This window comes from Amycolatopsis sp. CA-126428 (genome assembly GCF_002904335.1).
In the GTDB taxonomy this organism is placed as follows: domain Bacteria; phylum Actinomycetota; class Actinomycetes; order Mycobacteriales; family Pseudonocardiaceae; genus Amycolatopsis.
In genome coordinates, this window is sequence record NZ_PPHF01000174.1 from 24032 (window position 1) to 40654 (window position 16623).

Consider the following 16623-nt stretch of genomic DNA (forward strand, 5'->3'; position numbering starts at 1 on the left):
GTCCAGCGGCGGTGAGCGGCGAATAGCAGCGGGCAACGTAAACGCGTGGTGTGTGGGGTTCATGGTCAGCTCCGGGGCAGCAGTGCGGTGGCCGCCGCGCGAGCGAGGATGGCTTGGCTGGTGGCGGAGAGGCCGAAGCGGTTCCAGTGGAAGATCACCACGTGGGTGAGGATGGCGCGCAAACCTCGGCCCAGTTGCCCGTCTGCGGCGTCGTGGCCGAGCTGTTGGCCGCCGGCGTGCATGGCGGCGAGCCATGGTGTGGCGTGCGCGACCAGGCCGTCAGGGGCGAACAGCTCGCTGTCGGCGAGGTCGGTGATCGACAGGAGCAGGCGCGCGTTCTCGACCAGCTTGCCGAGGCGTTCGGTGTCGGCGTCGGTGGGTGCGGGTCGTAGCCGGGCGACCCGGTCGAAGACGTCGCCGCATTCGAAGGTGTCCAGCACGGCCGCACGCATCAGAGCGCTCACCAGTAGGAGGGACAGTTCGCGACGGCCGAGGCCGGGGGCGTCGTGGCGCAGGTAGTCGAGCACGCCCGCGCTGTCGGCGCAGAACAGCTGGTGAACGGTGTCGACGCCGTTCGCGCCGCCGAAGGCGGCGGTCTCCGGCTCGTACACTGTCGGCCACCACCGCGCGATGACACCGGTGTTGGTCAGCTCGTTGAGCAAGCCGTTGACCGCCGCGACGTCCGCACGCAGCAGGCGTAGCCGCCAACAGGGGTGTTTGCGCAGGAACCACCACCCCGCCATCGCTTGACGGGCGCGGAGATCGTCCAGGGCCGGTCCGAGCATCGTCGCTCCGACGGTCTCGGCGGCCGACCAGTCGGCGAACTGGACGCGCACCTGGTACCAGGCGTCTTCGGCACGTCGTTCCAGCGCGGCGACCCCAGCGGCCTGGTAAGTCCGCACAGCATCGTCGAGGTCTACCCGCCCCAGGGCGTGGCGAGCCGCGACGTCCGCGGGGTCGGCGTCGGCGAGTACCGCGAGCACCGCGGCGTTGAGGCCGGTGGGCAGTGTGGTCGTGTTGGGCGTGGTGATCAGGTGATCAGCAGGCATGCGTCCCATCCCGTGTGAGGCGGCGTGCTGCGCCGCGCGGTCTCAAGCGCCAGGTCCACTCCGGCACGTCCGGTCAGCAGCCCGGCCGTGTCCGCCTGGTCGCTGTCTTCAGCACCGTGTGCGTACTGCGTGAGCCGGTCGGCCAGCGTCGGGAGCCGGTCGGCCAGCTTCGGTCCGCGGGCGTCGCGGGCTGCGCGGTAGGCGGTCTGGAACACCCCGGCGATGCCGTGGCACAGGCCCGGGTCGGTGATCCGGTTGAGCTGGGTGTCGGTCAGGCTCGCGGCCAGGGCGTCTTCGGCGTCGTGCTGGCGTCGGGTGTCGCCGGTGGCCAGGGCGGCCAGTTGCTGGGCGCGGGCGATGCCGATCGTCCCGTAGCACCAGGAAGTCCGACCCGAGCCGGCGTGGGCGGGGCGGCCCGCGTTCAGCTCCTCGCGGGTGATCCATTGCGGCCACCACTGCTCCTCTGCTCCGTCCTGGCGCCACCGGTCGAACCAGGCTGTGAGCGCGGCGATGGCCTCGCGCTGGCCCTCGACCACACGACCGCCCACAGTGGCCAGGGCGAGGAAGGCCAACAGCCCGGCCGCGCCGTGAGCCATGCCGAAGTTCGAGTGCCCGCCGGGGGTCGGCAGGATCTCGTCCGGATCATGCGCCACCCACCAGCCCGGCAACTCGACACCATCCTCGCGGCGTGGTCGGGTGACGAGAGTGACGATGTACCGCAGGATTCCGGCCAGCTCGTCACTGCCGGGGTGATGGCGCAACAGCAGAGCGCCGATGCCCGTGAGCCCGTAGAACAGGTCGTACTCGGCGAACGCCGCGGGCTCCCCTCGGTCGATCCGGGTCGCGGCGGTGGCCAGGCGCCGCCGGGTCGTGCGCAACACGTGCTCGTCCATCGTCTGGCTGGCCGTGCGGTAGCGGGGATGGTGGTCGGCGGCGGCGTGCAGCAGGAACGCGACTGCGGGCGCCCCGTAGTACAGGCCGGCATGATCGGCGGCGTCGATCGGTCCTGCCGCCACCCGGCGGATGTGGTCCTGCGCGGTGGCCCAGCTGCCGGCGCCGGTCCACGCGCGTTCGACGTGCAGCAGCGCACCCGCGACCGCGCCACGGGCCAGGGACTGGCCGGTCACCTGATCGGGCTTCAACGACACCGCGCCGTCCGGGCTGAGGCTCGCGTCGGCCGTCATCGGGCACCGGCCGCGGCGAGCAGGCGCAGCGCGACCGCGCGGGCAAGGCGGCCAGTCTCCTTCTCGAAGGTCGGGTCGACGCCGACGGCGCGGATGTGGTGCTCGTGCAGCAACGTGCGCAGCACCCCGACCGGCTCTCGCCCATGGTGGATGAGGGCCTTGTGATAGGCGTACAGCGCGGCGTCGCGGGCACGCCAGGCGGCGGCGACGGCCTCGCCGCTGGGCAGCGCGCGAACGGCACGGTAGCCATCGGCGGAGTCGGCCACGGCGAGCGCGTGCTCGCGTAGTTCCCGGTCCAGCGGCCCGTGCTCTTGGCGCAGGCATCCCAGCAGCGCCCGGTATCCGGTGCGCGGATCGGGCGCGAAGGACGCGGCCAGATGCGTCATTGACGCCGCGGCCAGCGCTTGGGCGGGAATCCCGGACACCTGCGCCGTGGCGAGCTGGGCGATGGCGGCCGCGGTGTCGGTGGCGAAGACCTGCTCGGCCGCCGCGAGCACGAGGCCGTCGCCGTAGCGGGCGGGGTGCTGCGGCGCCGGGGCGAGCGTGAGCTGGCCGGAAAGCCCGCGGGAATCGAGGTCGGTCGCGAACGCGGCCAGCCGGGCGGCGACGGCGCCGTAGTGCCGCGGATGAGTCAGGCGCAGGAACATTGCGAGGTGCTGGTCGGCCTCGGGTCGGATCATGTCGCGGTGCCGCCGTACCCACCACGACGCGACCCGGCTGTCCGGTTCGCCGGCGTCGTGGAGTTCGGCGGCGAACCGGGGCAGGTGCGTGGTGAGGATCTCGTCGAAGAGTGCCGGGTTGCCGACGATCTGCGCGTGCACCAGGGCGGAGTCACCGGGCTGCAGGGCCGCACTGGGAGCTGCGGTGGCGGGTAACGGCCGGTCTGGCGGGGTGATCGCGGTCATCGGGATCAGCAGCTCTGCCGGTCGCCCGATCCAGCCTTGTCCGTCCGGCGGGCCGTCTTCGTGCAGTTCGACTCGGCCCGCTCGCTCCAGGCGGGCCCGCAGTAGTGAGCGGTCGAGTTCTTGGTCGAGGTCTATGGGCAGGCGAAGCTCGCCGTGGACCAGCACCACCCTGGCCGGTACCTGCCACCGCTGCCGCCACGCCCGCAGCCCCTCGTCATCACCTCCGGCTTTCGGGCGCGCGGCCAGATCGGTGTCGGAGATGAGCCAGCGGGCGGCGGCCAGAACTGTGCCGCGGTAGCGGAGGCGTGGCACGTAGGGCAGGACCCTGGCGGCGCCGAGATCGAAGCCGCGGAACACGGCGCTGCGCGCGTCGGCGACCTCGGCAAGGAACCGGGCCAGCGGCGGGCTCTGCACCGAGGTGTCCAGCGCGTGCGGAATCCGGGGTATCACCCGCCCTCCGGTGGAGATCTGCACCAGGTACAGCTGCTCGGCGTCGGCGGTGACCGCCAAGTCGTCCACACCGATGACGGTGAGGTCCGGGCGCATCGGATCGGGATGCTCCGACAGCGATACGACGTTCCCCAGCAGTGGCGGAACCCGCGCGACGTTCTCGTTATGCGGTCGGCGCGGTGGGAACGACAGCTGTACGGCCACCACGTCCGTGGCCGCCGTGGCCGGGACGTCCTGATCCGACGGAGGCTGCGGTGCACTGTAGGTCGCGGCCAGCCGGGCATGGTCGGCGTCGTCGAGCAGGTCGGCGAATCGGCCGGCCATGCTGGTGTACGCGCGGGGCGCCGCCGTGACCTTCAGCTGGAACTCGCCGCGGTCGATCGCCGCCGTCGATGCGGCGTGCACGGCGACGCCCAGTTCGACACGCTGAGGCAGGACAACGTCGGAATGGTCCCCGACGGTCAGCGCCTCCACGTCGCTGTCGGTCAGGTCGATCTCCTGCGCTCCGGACAGGGTGGCCTGCTGGATCAGCGCGAGGAGGGCGGCGTCGCGGTCGGTCAGCGCACGCCACGCGGGCCGGGCGCGGGGCGCGCCGAGGTAGCCGGCCGGGTAGCCCAGGCCGGACTCGGCGACCAGGTTCCGCACCGGCACGAGCGCGCCGGGACCGTAGCGGGCGAGGAAGCGTGCCTGGTAGTCGAGCCACGCGGCCGTCCCGAACGGCTGTGTCGTGGTCCGCAGCAGGATGGTGGCGGCTCGTGTGGCCTCGTCGAGCACCCGCGCGGGCAGGGTGATCGCCGCGTCAAGGCGCACGTCGACGGCCAGTACATCGCGGGCATCAGGCACCAGGACACGCATTCGGACCGCGACCGCGGCGCGGATGTCCCGCGCCTGATCAGGGTCCTTTGCGTGGTTGTGCCGGGCGAGGTCGACGGTGATGGCATCGAGGTCACGCAGGACTGCGGCGACGTCGTCGAGAGTTTCCGCGTTGGCCGCGCGCAAGGCTCCGACCAGGTGGGCCACGGTGTCAGCGCTGGTCATCGGCGGCCGCAGGCTCGTGATCAGGGCACCGGCGTCGACCAGGCCGTGCAGCAAGGCGTCGATCTTGCCGGGCGACGCAGACGGGAACTCGCCGGTCATCCGCTCGGCGAGGGTGTCGAAGCGAATCGGCGCAGCGGCCGCGGCCAACGCGAACCTGACCGGGCGGGTGAGCCGCACCGAGGACTCCCGCAACGGCCCTGGTGTGGCGGCGCCGACCCCGGCCCGGCAGTGCACGATCACGCGTCCATCGCGCACGATCCGCGCGTCGTCCACCACGACCGTAAAACGCCGGCGCAGAACGCGATGCCGTTCGAGCCGGTCGATCAGCGCGGTGAGCCATTCGCCGTCCACCCGTGCCACGGCCCGATGCCGCGTTCCGACGGCGGCCGTCGCGGGACCGATGTCGACAACGCCGACGCCGGCGAACAGGCCGAACGGCGTCGACCGCCGCTGCCATCGCAACAGGTAAGACGCCACAGACACCACGGCACGACGTAACTCCTTCGCTGTGGTCCTGGTGGTGCCATCGTTGACGATGCGGTCGACGCGGGCGCCGAGGACGGGGCTGGCCAGCGTTATCGCGTCCCGCACCTCCGGGCACGCCCACACTTTCGCCAGCCACACACTGCCTTCCTGCTCGACCGCGACCGGGTCGCCCGGGTGGAGCCGCGTCGGTGGGTCGAGATCACCGGGATCGGTGGTGACGCGGGCCAGAAGCAGGCCGGCGTGCTGGTAGCGCGGGGACACGGTCATGGCGGTCGGCTCTCCTCACCCGGTCACGATCAAGGGCACCCTTTGCTGTCGGCGCCCGAGCCAGACTCGGACGCCGACAGCAGGGGGTTGGATCAGTACGGGTCGTTGGAAAACGTGGTGCACGCGCTGGTGCTGCAGGTGCTGCCGCATCCGTCGCTCGTGTCGCACATCGTGATCACGAGCTTGGTGGAGGACTCCACCACGCGCAGGTCCAGCTCGAACTCCGCGTCATCGACCACGCCAACGGGCTCGACAGCCAGTGCTGCTGACATTCGGTTCACTCCTTCATTTCTCGGGTTGTGCCGGGCACCCGGTCACCGAGCGGCGGACGCCGCCGGGGGCCAGGAGATCGTGGCCACGCCGTGCGTCTTGACCAGCACGGCTGTGTCCTTGCCGAACTCGGGCCGGTCGGAGCCGGTCGGCCAGTAGATGAACGCGGGTTCGCGGTCGCGGGCTTGGGCGTCCCATGCCTGAATCTGCTCGATCAGCGCGGTCGCGGCGTCGTCACCGTGGGCCCCGTAGGCACGCGCGCCGAACTCCGATCCGCCGCCGTCCGGAAGTGGGCGGACGGCCAGGTAGGTGAACGAATCGCCGCGGACCGCACCGAAGGGGAACCAGCCCTTGCGCTCGGTGGCCAGGTCGGTGCCCTCGTCCGCAGCCAGCTTGCAGAAGCCGGGCAGGAACACGGCGAGCCACAGGTGCAGGTCGGCGAAGGACACCCCGTGCTTGATGGTGATACCGGACCAGGCTTCGGTGCGCTCGGTCGCCAGCACCCCGTCCAGCAGGTCCAGCCCAGCCGGGACGTCGCTCTCGAAGCGCAGCTTGACGTGGTGGCCGTTGCGGTCGGGCAGCAGGAAGACCCGTTCGTCGCGTGCGCCGGCTCCCTGCATCGGGACGAACCCGGCCACCTCGGACGAGGTGCTCACCAGGTGGTCGCCCTCGCGGCGGAAGCCGATGACGCGGGTGACTCCGTTCATCCGCAACGGAACGACGATCGTGCCGCCCTCGGCCAGGCCCGCCAGCCACGCCGGCGCCAGGTCCCAGGCCCCGACCGTCACCAAGATCGCATCGACCGGTTCGTACAGGCCCGGCAGCGGCTTCTCGGCGTCGGCGAGCACGACGTCAACGCGGTTGCCGTAGCCGGTCTGCTCCAGCAGTTCGCGGGCGCGGTCGGTCACGTCCGGGTCGATGTCCACGCTGATGACCCGCCCGTCCGGGCCGACGATCTCGGCCAGCAGGGCGGCGTTGAAGCCGCCCGATCCGACCTCCAGCACGCTCATACCCGCGGTGAGTCCGGCCTGCTCGATCATCCGGGCCTGGATGTAGGCCGCGCTGGTGGAGGAGATGATCACGCCGTCCGGATCGCGTTTGATCGCGACCGAGTTGTCGACGTTGTAGGTGTCCTCCAGCGGGGTGCCGTCGGCGACGAACAGGTGCCTCGGCACCGTGCGGAAGGCCCGCTCCACCTCTGGCGAGGTGATCATGCCCTTCGCGAGAAGAGTGTCAACCAGGGCATCGCGGAGCTTGGCGGCAATGGCGTCGCCGTGTCGGAGTGTGTTCACGTGATTACCTTTTCAGGGAGGTCTGACAGTTTCTGGGGCCTGTGTCTCGGTGGACCAGGAGCGCGCCGCGTCGAGGTTCACGGCGCTGCCCCTGGTCAGGAGGCCCCCAGCACCGCGACGGTCGACCGGCCGGTGGCAGCCGCATGCCTGCCGGCGCGGCCGACGGGAATGCCGTCGGCGGCGATCAGGTGCTGGTGGGCGATGTTCCATACCGAGCAAGGTCGCCGGCGAGATCGCCGCCGACCCGAACACTGCGGGCATCGGCCGCGTTCGTCCGGCTGGTGCGCGACCAGCAGACATCGCCACGCCCTGGTCAAGCGGGTGATTTCGGTGTCGGCGAGAGCGGCTCTTGAAGACTCGTCGCCCTCGCGGGCTAGCCGGTCGAGGTAATCCAGCCGGCCGAACACTGCGCTCTGCAAGGTTGAGCTGAGGACTTCATCCACGGTCGGTCACCTCATCAGGAGAGTCAGATGGCCACGCACGGGTCCCAGCTGATGCCCGACTCGCGTGCGGTGGCCACAAGCGAGGATGCAGCTCCAGGGGGACGACGTCGCCGACCCCGCAGCTGCGCGGTGTGCACGCGACAGGCGGCGTCATGAAAGTAGGTGCAGGGGCCAGAACCGGCCCGCGCACGTCGGGCAGACCGCCGGCGCATCGGGCTCCGGCAGGTGTCGGGTCAGGTCGTTGATCGCCTCGGCGGCCCGACCGGCTGGGCTGTCCGTCGCGACCATCACCCCGGCCACCGGCCGGATATCCACCCCCTCCATCCCGGTTCACGCTAATCTCGGCGACCCGGTCGGCGTGTGCAGCTTGCGGCCGGAACCGGACGGCCAGCGCGTTCCCACTCGGTGAAGTGCACGACGATCCGCTCCCACAGGAGGCTCTCGCCGATCTCTGCGACGTGCATTCGCACCCGATACGCACGGTCGTCCCAGCAAGCCATGACCCGCACGCCGGTTCCGGCCCCGATGTCGAGAAACAGGTGCTCGTCGAGGCGGCGGTGCAGTGTCCGGCGACGGTAGGTCACCTCTGGCAGCCCTGCAGCGACGATCGCGGCCGCATTCTGGCGCTCGATGCCGGGCACGAACACTGCCGGAACCAGCCGCGCGATCTGCAACGCAGTCACCAAGCCGTGACTGCGGTCTTCACCGCGGAGAACCTGGGTCACGGCGTGCAGAAACTCGGACAGGGACGTCCTCGGCGCCGGAAGAACCACGGTCATCGATCGCTCCTTCGCAGATAGAGGGCAGTGGCCCTGGACCAGCCCAGCGCTGGCTCGAATTCGCTGCTGGTCGCGGCGCACCGACCGGTTCGTCACCACCAGACCGACGCATCCGAGTAATGCTCTGCTTCAAGGCGGACGGCCCTAACACAGAGCGTGATCGCTTGAACCGTTCTGGGCACGGAAGCGCGAGCGTCACGTCCAGAGCTTCCGCGGTGCACTTATCGATCTTCATTGCCGCAAGGACGCACGCGGAGGCCACCATGAGGCCACGGCAGGCCACCTGAGGGACATTCGCCCTGTTCAGAAGCGCGGAGGCAGATTCGGCCAGCTACCGTGGACGCAGGAGGTAATCGACATGGCCGCCAGTAAGACGCCACGTTCACGGCTTGAGCAACTCGCTCGCGCATCTCATCTGTCGTTGAACGCGTTCATGAGGGAGTACTGCTCCCAGGCTGTCCGCGCTGGCGAAGGCGAGCTGCACGTCTCCGAGCGGACGGTCAAGCGCTGGTTTTCCGGCGACGCACCCACGCCGCAGGCTGTCTCGTGCCGGGTCCTGGAGCATTGGTGGCAAGAGTCAGTCGAACGCCTTCTTGGTCCGGCAGAACTGGCACTGAAGGGTACCGCTGTCACAGAAGAGGAACTCGTGGTGAATACTGGTCGCGAATCGGTCGAGCATGCGATTGAAGCTGCTTCTGCACTAGACCCGTCCGCGCTTGAACATCTCTATTCGGCAGCAGAATATGCCGCACAGGCTTACTACGTAACTCCTGCACTACCAATGCTGACCGATTTGATAAAGCTGAGGAACACTGTGTACGAGCAGCTTGACCGCACACATAAACCTCGCCAACAGTCGGACTTATATCTTGTCGCCGGCCTCGCGTGCGGACTTCTATCCTCGGTTTCATGGGACCTCGGCCACGCCGAAGTAGCACAAGAGCAAGCTCGCGCAGCACACACGTACGGCAGCGTCATCGACCATCCATCACTAATGGCATGGGCTCGTGCGCTGCAGGTAACCGTCGCGTTCTGGTCGGGTCAGCCCCGGCGCGCGGCGAATATCGCCTCCGCAGCCTTGGGTGCAGCGCCGGCAGGAACAGCACGGGCGCGACTGCATTCCGTCAATGCTCGTTCACTAGCGCTCATCGGCGCCCGACAGGAGGTTGAAATCGAACTTAGCAAAGCCGCCGACGAACTCGATCGCGCAGGCGGCGACACTTTCCTCGATGAAATCGGCGGGGAACTCGGCTTCGACCGCTCCCGTCGTGGCCTGTGCGCCGGAGCAGCGTACGTTGCGCTCGGCGATGGAGATCGAGCTGAGACTGAAGCTATGGCAGCGCTCGAGCTGTTCTCCCAGTTCCCGGAGGAGTCACGATGGGGTGCCGGCGAACTCGGAGCCCAGATCGACCTCGGTGTTGCCCGCACGCTTCGTGGCGATCTCGCGGGGGCCGAGGACGCCCTTCTTCCGGTCCTCGACATCGATCCCACGCGTCGAACTGAGGCGTTGTCGCGGCGCATGTTGGCCCTTGGACGACTTGTCGGTACGGCCCGCTATCGCGGCTCAACCGAAGCAGGTCGTCTCGGCGAAGCAGTCGAGGACTTCGCCGCAAGCAGCTTGGCTCGCACCACATCAACCAAGGCAATAATGTCAGGCGAATAAAAATGTTCTATCAATGACCAATTCGCGCGTTCCACGCCGCGATTATCTCGCGTTCTTTCACGGGATCGATTCCCTGCTCTGCAGCACGCTCGTGGCCGACAACTACGTCACCAGACTGCAACCACGACCATGTGTCATTGACTGTCGCGCGAATGTTCCGAGTTTCAAGCCCCGCAGCACGGGCCCGACTGGAGTCGACAGCCCAAGCGCCAGCATAAGACCGCCACAGGGGCAGCTCGGTCCATTGTTGGACACCTTGGCTGACCAGCCAATCTTCATCCGTAATCCATTCGAACTGCGCGTCAGAGCCCACCACTTCACGGCACGCGACCAAGAAGTCTTCCATCGTGTCTTGACCGGTGGCGGTAAGGTTGAAAACACCTACGCTACCCACGCCGGATTCGACCGCGAACTTGGCAACGTCGCGAACATCGATTGGTTGGATTGATCGCCTAGGGTGACCTGGCGCGAGAACTCGTCCACCGCGCTCGACTCGTCGCAGCCACCATGGCAGACGGCCAACGTATTCGCGCGGCCCGAGGATGACGCCCGGTCGGAGTAACACGGATCGGTCCGAGCCGAACACTTCGACTACTGCACGTTCGCAGCCAGCCTTAGTGAAACCGTAGATGGACGGTCCCGGGTCTCCGTCGTAGCCGAAATCGGGACCAGCGTCAGGAGGACAGTCCAGAGCAGAAGAGTCTTCTGTAAGCGGCTTCGTCGGCCACCCTTCATACACAGACACCGTAGACACAAACACGTATCGCTCTACAACTGGTTCGAGAACGCGGCTGATCGCCAGCGCTTCGCGCGGCACGAACCCTGACGTATCGATCACGACATCCCACGGGCCGGCACCAGCCAGACGGCGCAGATCAGCCGCGTTCGTTCGGTCACCGCGAACCGTCGTCACGCTCGGAGCGTCGTCGCCGGAAACGCCGCGCCGGAACGTCGTCACGTCCCACCCTCGAGCAATCGCTTCATCGACCACGGCACGCCCCAAGAACCAGGAACCTCCGAGCACCAATACACGCGTCATCCTCCCATCCTGACGAACTTGGTGTCGGCATTCCACTCCAACACCGACCACGGCATCCGACACCTCAGCGTTACCGCACCCACGAAGCAGCACTCTTTCGATTGTCACGCCTGTGACCAGGCCAGATGGCCTCTGACTGACCTCGAATGACCCCTCGGTGACCTCTTCCTGCTCCTCCACGGTGGCGAAGATCATCAGACGATGTTGGTCGAGCCGGCTGAAGGGTGGGAAGGTGCCGATGGCTACGACGCCGATCAGTCCAATCACGTCGTTCACCGGCGAGTTCATCTGGCGCAAAGCCGGGTACATCGACGCGATCTGTGTCGAGAGCGAGACCAAGGCGTGTGCCAAGCGCGTCGCCCGCGCTGGCGAAGCGGTGTGGGAACGACGCGGCGACGCTCTCGACATCCTCGACCACCTCGTACAACTGCCGGCGCCGAGCAGCTTGCTCGCACCTCGCATCGCGGGTGCCTCGCCTTGTCGGTCGGGGACGTCGTGAGGTCGCCCTTTGCCCGGCGTCTCATGCAACGGCGGCTCGCCATCGCGCGAGCGCGTCAGGCGCTGGCTTGCCTACCTGATATCAGCTGGCACGACGTCGAGTCCGAAGAGGACGCCCGGCAGCGACTTCTTGAAGTCGCGGCAACGATTGATCGTGCGTTGAAGTCAGTTCGAGCAAGCTCGCACGAAGCGCGACCGTTGAAGGACGCGCAGACCTGGCTGACGGCGTGGCTGGAGGGCTGGGGAGATCACGGACAGATCCCTTCCGCTCACGAGGCGGCGATGTACGAGCGGCTCAGGGCCACGATGCGCACACTCTCCGCCAGGTTGGCGCCAGAGGACAACGCCAACTCTGTTCGGGGACCAGACGACCCGCCACCGCCATCATGACCAACCCGACAGCTCGGCCCGGACGGGCGAAGTACACACGTCCCTCCCGCCCGGTCCGCGCGCCCCGGCCGCACGAGAACTCCCCGATCTCATGCGGCCGGGGCGCTCCACCGACGCCCTACCTGACGCGGAGTGTGATCACCGATGGAAACGCTGGCTCCGGCCCGACCGGCAACACCGGCCGATCGGCCAACGGCGACCGTTCTCCGCTCGCCTTCCACCAACCATCCGCGCGTCCACGGTGTCCACTTCACGACGTTCGATACCAGCGGCGTGCTCGCACCCGCCTGCTCGTCAGCGACGTCCCGCGGCGCCATCGTCGCGGCGGCACAACGCCGCACCCCGCGATACCGCGGCACCTCGGCTGCGGTCACCTGCGAGAACCCTGGCTGCGCCAACGATGACCTCGCAGACGCCGCGAACGACTCGGTCGAGCCTGCCGCTTCCACGAGGTTGGTTTGCCCGTGACCGGGTGCCCGACGCCTGATACCGACGACGGGCGCACAGCCCGCGGCCGGCAGGGACCTGACCACGGTCTCCCACGTTCCCCACGCCATCTGCCCTCAACAAGCCTTGGACGATCCTGATGAGTCCGACCGACACCGGCGAACTCGCCCACGCCGTGGGCGAGGAACTACAGCAGCAACGGGAGAGCCGCGGCTGGTCCCGCCCTGCGCTCGCCACATGGTCCGGCGACCGAGCGCTGGCGAGAACACTCCGCACGTGGGAAAAAGCCACCCGCTCGATGTCCCTGCGCCAGCTCGCCACAGCGAGCAAGATCTACCAGCTCCGGCCCTCCGAACTGCTGGCACGCGCTGAACGCCGCATCCGCTGGGATCCTGATCTCGCCGTGGACTTCATCGCCCTGGCCGCCACCCAGCACGACGCGCTCCGTCCCGCCGCGCGCTGGGCCCGACAACAACTCAACGCCGGAGAACCAGCGTTTCGCGCGCTGAGCCCGGGCGACCTCGCGGCACTCGCGGACCGCTGCCGTCTGAGCATTGCGCACCTGACCGTCCTGCTGTCGACCGAGGCACCGGTACGCCGATGACACAGACACGCAGCTCCTCCAAGTCTCCAGTCCGTCGGCCGGCCGCGGCGGTTCCGGCGTGGCGGGAACCCTGCGGGGCCGATCCTCGCCGTGTGAATCTTGCCTACCTCTATGACGCTTTCCGTGAGGCCCTCAGCGACGGCCGCCGCATCCCCTCCGGCAAGGACGCACACCTCCGAGAACGCAACGCCGCCAGGGAACTGTCGCGGCGCGTCCCGCACGCTGGGTTCGTGTTCCGGTCCGAGCGGGAATTCCTCGACCGCGCCGTCAACTACCTGATCAAGTACCACCGCATCGACACCATCGTGATCGCCGGTGCGGGGCTTCCCAGCCTGACCGGCGACGACCTGCACGCCTACATCCGCCGCTGCGAAGACAACCACCGCGCCCGAAACCGCGCCAACGTGATCTACGTAGAACGTGACCCGCTGACCCGCGCGGTAATGCGCACGATCGCCGACCCGCGAGGTGGCGTCTACGTCGTGGGCGCCGATCCCTGGAACCCCACGGCGATGTGGGACACCCTCTACGCACCCGACCACCACGGCTCGCCGTCGATCTCCCCACAGGACGACCGGGTCGCGCTGATTCTGGCCGGCGTGATGTCGTTTCACGGCGGAACCCGCGCCGAGGTCGCGCACGTAGTGCAGGAGCACATCGCGCACCTGCCCGTCGGATCGTTCCTGGCCCTGACGCACCTGCTGATGCCCGAGCACCCCGAGATGGCCGCCCACGCCATCGAACTCGAAACAGCACTGCACGACATCGGCCCCGGAACCGGAACGCTGGCCACTCACAGCGAGATCGCGGCGATGGTCGCCGGCACAGACCTCGTGCATCCAGGGATCGTTCCGGCGTTCGACTGGTACCCCGACGGGCCTCCCAGCCCACCGGTCTGCGGGTATCTCAACGCCGCAGTCCTCACCCAGAAACTCGAACCGGACGAGGCACTCCCCGAACCGCCATGGCGGCCACCACGCACCTGACTTCCTGACCGCCCGTTCCCCGACGTCGCGGATGGTCAAGGATCCGGCGCCGGCGTCTTCGCACGAATACACGGGTTACCTGCGCGAGGACACCTGTTGCCCGGACTCGACCGGCTACCCGGAGTTGCCGGTCACCTGCCCGCGATCACAGGTCGAGAAAACGGCCTGCCCAGATCGCGGGTGACCACCGGTGCCTGGTCGTGCTCACGGCCCCCCGAGCACGACCAGGCACCTGAGCACCGGACCCAGCGCATCCAGAGTGCCGCCGTTGCGCACCGAATGCGTTACCGAGAAAGGACATTCCTGATCGTGCGTCTCAGAACAACCGCCGCAGCAGTACTCGCGTTGCTGCCGATGCTGTTCGGCATCTCCGCCGCGACCGCCGACACCGACGCAACCCCGACTCCGCCGCCCACCGCCACGATGTCCCCGCGGATCGTCGGCGGCGATCCCGCCCCGGTCGCCTACGCCGGCGCCGGCTCCCTGCAGCTGCTCGACCACAACGACCCGGACTGGCACTCCTGCGGGGTCACCCTGCTCGCCCAGGGCTACGACGAAACCGGCCAGCCAGCTTCGGTGGCAGCGTCGGCCAGCCACTGCCTGAGCAACCCGGCCAGCCCCGCCGCGCAAGCGCGGATGAGCCCTGCCGAAAAGGCAATCTTCGCCAGCTTCCGCACCGACCTGCGCGACCCGACCATCGACCGCGGCGACCCCGCGATCTACCACGCACGGTTCGGGTCCACCAACCGCCTCCAGGGCGGTGTCGTCCGCACCGGCGCCAAGATTGTGGTCCCGCCGCACTGGGCCTGGGGAATGCCGGACCAGGACGGCAAGATCTGGGACGTCTCCCTCATCCGATTCACCGGCCAGATCGACGGCGTCCGCCCGGCCCGGATCGCGCCCGCACGATGGTGGCAGTCCGCCCTGGCGATCGGCTGGGGCATCACCACCGACCCGGCCGCCTGGACCGGCCCCGCACCGGCCCAGCTCAGCCAGCTCGACGTCCCGCTCCTGCACGCCGGCAAGTGCGCCCCGGGCGGCATCGGCGCCGGTGAGCTATGCGCCGGGGTCCCGCCGACCGGCGGCGGTGTCTGCAGCGGCGACTCCGGCTCCGGGCTGCTGCAGCGCCACGGCGACGACTGGTACCTGCTCGGGGAAGCCTCCCGCACCATCGCCGCCTTCTGCGGCAGCGCGGCCATCTACACCAACCTCAACGCCTACCGGTGGTGGATCACCCAGCAGATCCACCAGCTGCTGCCCGGCGCCCCGAACGCCACCACGCACACCGCGCCCGTCCGCTGACCCGCCACACCCCTCGCCCTGGTGTGGCCGCGGCACAACCGATACCGCGGCCACACCGCGGCCCCGGCCGCAAGCACGGCCACCGCGGGCGCCCGACCAGCACGAAAGCGCCTCGACATGTCACCACTCACCACAGCCACACCCGCTCACCCGCGCACGCACGAAGGCGAACACGTAACCGTCGACATCGAGAGCCCCCGCCGGGACGCCGTCGCCGACTACCTGCTCGACGGCCACTTCAACACCGCCGTCGACCGCATCTTCGCCGACCGCCTCCTCGCCGAACACCCACAGCTACCTCGCGTGGCAAGATCCGTCGCCACCTGGGACCGCCACGCCGCAGGGACCATGCTCGATCGCGGGCTGCGCCATTTCCTCGTCCTGGGCACCGGCGGACTACCCATCTGGGCCGGTTCGTCCACGCTGGCCGACCTGCACGAGGCCGGCGCGCGGATCGTGGTGATCGAGCACGACCCCGTCACCCAGGGCCTGCACGACCGTATCGACCGCGGCGCCGCCGCCGGCCGCTCCCACGTCCTCTGCCTACCCGCCCACCGCCACCACGACCTCGCAACAACACCGACGGTCACGGACCTGCTCGCCGACGGCGCACCGCTCGGGATCCTCGCCACCGGACTACTCCGACCGGCCGCGATCGGACTCACCGCCATCCTGGCGCTGCTCGACAGCACGCCCTGCGGCAGTCTCGCGGCGATCACCCAGCTCACCGCCCACGGGACCACCGATCCGGACGACACCGGAACGTCGGTGCTCGCTGCCCGGTTCGCCGAGGCCGGCATCCCCCTCGCCATCGAGGACCGACTCGCAGCCGATCAGCTGCTCGGCGACGTCCCGACGCACTCCGCGGCACCGGTCACTCTGGACCTGGATGCCGGTACCTCCGTCCTGTGCACGGCTCTCCGCGGCCGTCACCTGTGCACCGCCACCGCCGAGCTCCGCCCGGGCGAAGAGCAGACCCTCGACATCACCGGACACGGGGGTCGCCGATGACCTCGAGCATGGCCTGCCCGTGCGGCGTCGCTGTCCTGGGCATCGTCGAGGCGGCAACGGCCGAGGACGCGATCGCGGCCTACGAGGGCGCGGCGTTTCAGGCGCTGGCGGTCGGGGCCGAGCTCTACCTACGGCGACACGACGCCGGTCTCTCTCCAGCGGGGGCGGCTGAGGCGATCGACGAGATCCTGCGGCGGCTGCGGATCACCCTCGCACTGATGGAAACCCAGGTCGCAGACAGCCCGCCTGCACATCAGACCTCGGGAACGCTCGCCGGGTACCTGCGGTCGTGGGCGCATGCCACCGGCCAGATCACGGCGCAGCTCTACCGGCAGGCAGCGCACCAGGACACCGCACCCTCCGCCGAGCAACTCGTCGGCAAACCCGCTACTGCCGGCGACGTCGCGACGGGCGGTGGCCGGTGACCGACCAGGAATGGCACCCGACAAGGGTCTGCCCAGGGTCTGGTTGACACCTCACCTGTGAGGTTTCGGCCTCTCCTGGAAGGATGTCACCGTGC

The 16623-nt window shown here is 68.9% G+C and carries 14 protein-coding genes; 6 read left to right on the forward strand and 8 right to left on the reverse strand.

Features of this window, described 5'->3' with window-relative positions; genetic code table 11:
- Positions 1-65: 65 nt before the first annotated feature.
- The 7 genes from C2L58_RS45235 to C2L58_RS45260 all read right to left on the reverse strand — a co-directional run bounded on the left by C2L58_RS45235 (position 66) and on the right by C2L58_RS45260 (position 8163).
- A complete protein-coding gene (locus C2L58_RS45235; protein WP_103343784.1) occupies positions 66-1049 on the reverse strand; it encodes a thiopeptide-type bacteriocin biosynthesis protein in 984 nt (327 codons plus the stop codon).
- A complete protein-coding gene (locus C2L58_RS45240; protein WP_103343785.1) occupies positions 1031-2233 on the reverse strand; it encodes a lanthionine synthetase C family protein in 1203 nt (400 codons plus the stop codon). The genes C2L58_RS45235 and C2L58_RS45240 overlap by 19 nt, the downstream gene beginning before the upstream one ends.
- Complete coding sequence (locus tag C2L58_RS45245; RefSeq protein WP_103343786.1) at positions 2230-5379, reverse strand: lantibiotic dehydratase; 3150 nt, start codon at positions 5377-5379, stop codon at positions 2230-2232. Before C2L58_RS45245 ends, C2L58_RS45240 begins: the two co-directional genes overlap by 4 nt.
- Before the next feature lie 92 nt (positions 5380-5471).
- Positions 5472-5651 carry an FxLD family lanthipeptide gene (locus C2L58_RS45250; protein ID WP_103343787.1) on the reverse strand — a complete coding sequence of 60 codons (180 nt, stop codon included), beginning with the start codon at positions 5649-5651 and terminating at the stop codon, positions 5472-5474.
- Positions 5652-5693: 42 nt separating this feature from the next.
- Positions 5694-6941, reverse strand: a complete 1248-nt coding sequence (gene fxlM / locus C2L58_RS45255; RefSeq protein ID WP_103343788.1) for a methyltransferase, FxLD system — start codon at positions 6939-6941, stop codon at positions 5694-5696.
- Positions 6942-7036: 95 nt separating this feature from the next.
- Complete coding sequence (locus tag C2L58_RS49035; RefSeq protein ID WP_146073811.1) at positions 7037-7384, reverse strand: hypothetical protein; 348 nt, start codon at positions 7382-7384, stop codon at positions 7037-7039.
- A gap of 335 nt (positions 7385-7719) precedes the next feature.
- Positions 7720-8163 carry a hypothetical protein gene (locus tag C2L58_RS45260; protein ID WP_103343789.1) on the reverse strand — a complete coding sequence of 148 codons (444 nt, stop codon included), beginning with the start codon at positions 8161-8163 and terminating at the stop codon, positions 7720-7722.
- A gap of 358 nt (positions 8164-8521) precedes the next feature.
- Here C2L58_RS45260 and C2L58_RS49040 point away from each other — a divergent pair, with 358 nt between their 5' ends.
- Positions 8522-9826, forward strand: a complete 1305-nt coding sequence (locus tag C2L58_RS49040; RefSeq protein ID WP_146073812.1) for a hypothetical protein — start codon at positions 8522-8524, stop codon at positions 9824-9826.
- A 10-nt stretch (positions 9827-9836) separates the two neighbouring features.
- On the opposite strand, the gene C2L58_RS45265 is transcribed toward C2L58_RS49040, so the two are convergent.
- Positions 9837-11141 carry an NAD-dependent epimerase/dehydratase family protein gene (locus C2L58_RS45265; protein WP_199191738.1) on the reverse strand — a complete coding sequence of 435 codons (1305 nt, stop codon included), beginning with the start codon at positions 11139-11141 and terminating at the stop codon, positions 9837-9839.
- Positions 11142-12339: 1198 nt separating this feature from the next.
- On the opposite strand from C2L58_RS45265, the gene C2L58_RS45270 reads away from it, so the two are divergent.
- The 5 genes from C2L58_RS45270 to C2L58_RS45290 all read left to right on the forward strand — a co-directional run bounded on the left by C2L58_RS45270 (position 12340) and on the right by C2L58_RS45290 (position 16528).
- Positions 12340-12804: a hypothetical protein gene (locus C2L58_RS45270; RefSeq protein ID WP_103343790.1), complete on the forward strand. Its 465-nt coding sequence runs from the start codon at positions 12340-12342 to the stop codon at positions 12802-12804.
- A gap of 92 nt (positions 12805-12896) precedes the next feature.
- Positions 12897-13790 carry an SAM-dependent methyltransferase gene (locus C2L58_RS45275; RefSeq protein WP_158264252.1) on the forward strand — a complete coding sequence of 298 codons (894 nt, stop codon included), beginning with the start codon at positions 12897-12899 and terminating at the stop codon, positions 13788-13790.
- Positions 13791-14099: 309 nt separating this feature from the next.
- A complete protein-coding gene (locus C2L58_RS45280; RefSeq protein ID WP_158264253.1) occupies positions 14100-15092 on the forward strand; it encodes a S1 family peptidase in 993 nt (330 codons plus the stop codon).
- A gap of 117 nt (positions 15093-15209) precedes the next feature.
- Complete coding sequence (locus tag C2L58_RS45285; protein ID WP_103343793.1) at positions 15210-16103, forward strand: SAM-dependent methyltransferase; 894 nt, start codon at positions 15210-15212, stop codon at positions 16101-16103.
- A complete protein-coding gene (locus C2L58_RS45290) occupies positions 16100-16528 on the forward strand; it encodes a hypothetical protein (protein WP_103343794.1) in 429 nt (142 codons plus the stop codon). The genes C2L58_RS45285 and C2L58_RS45290 overlap by 4 nt, the downstream gene beginning before the upstream one ends.
- The last annotated feature ends 95 nt before the right edge of the window (positions 16529-16623 follow it).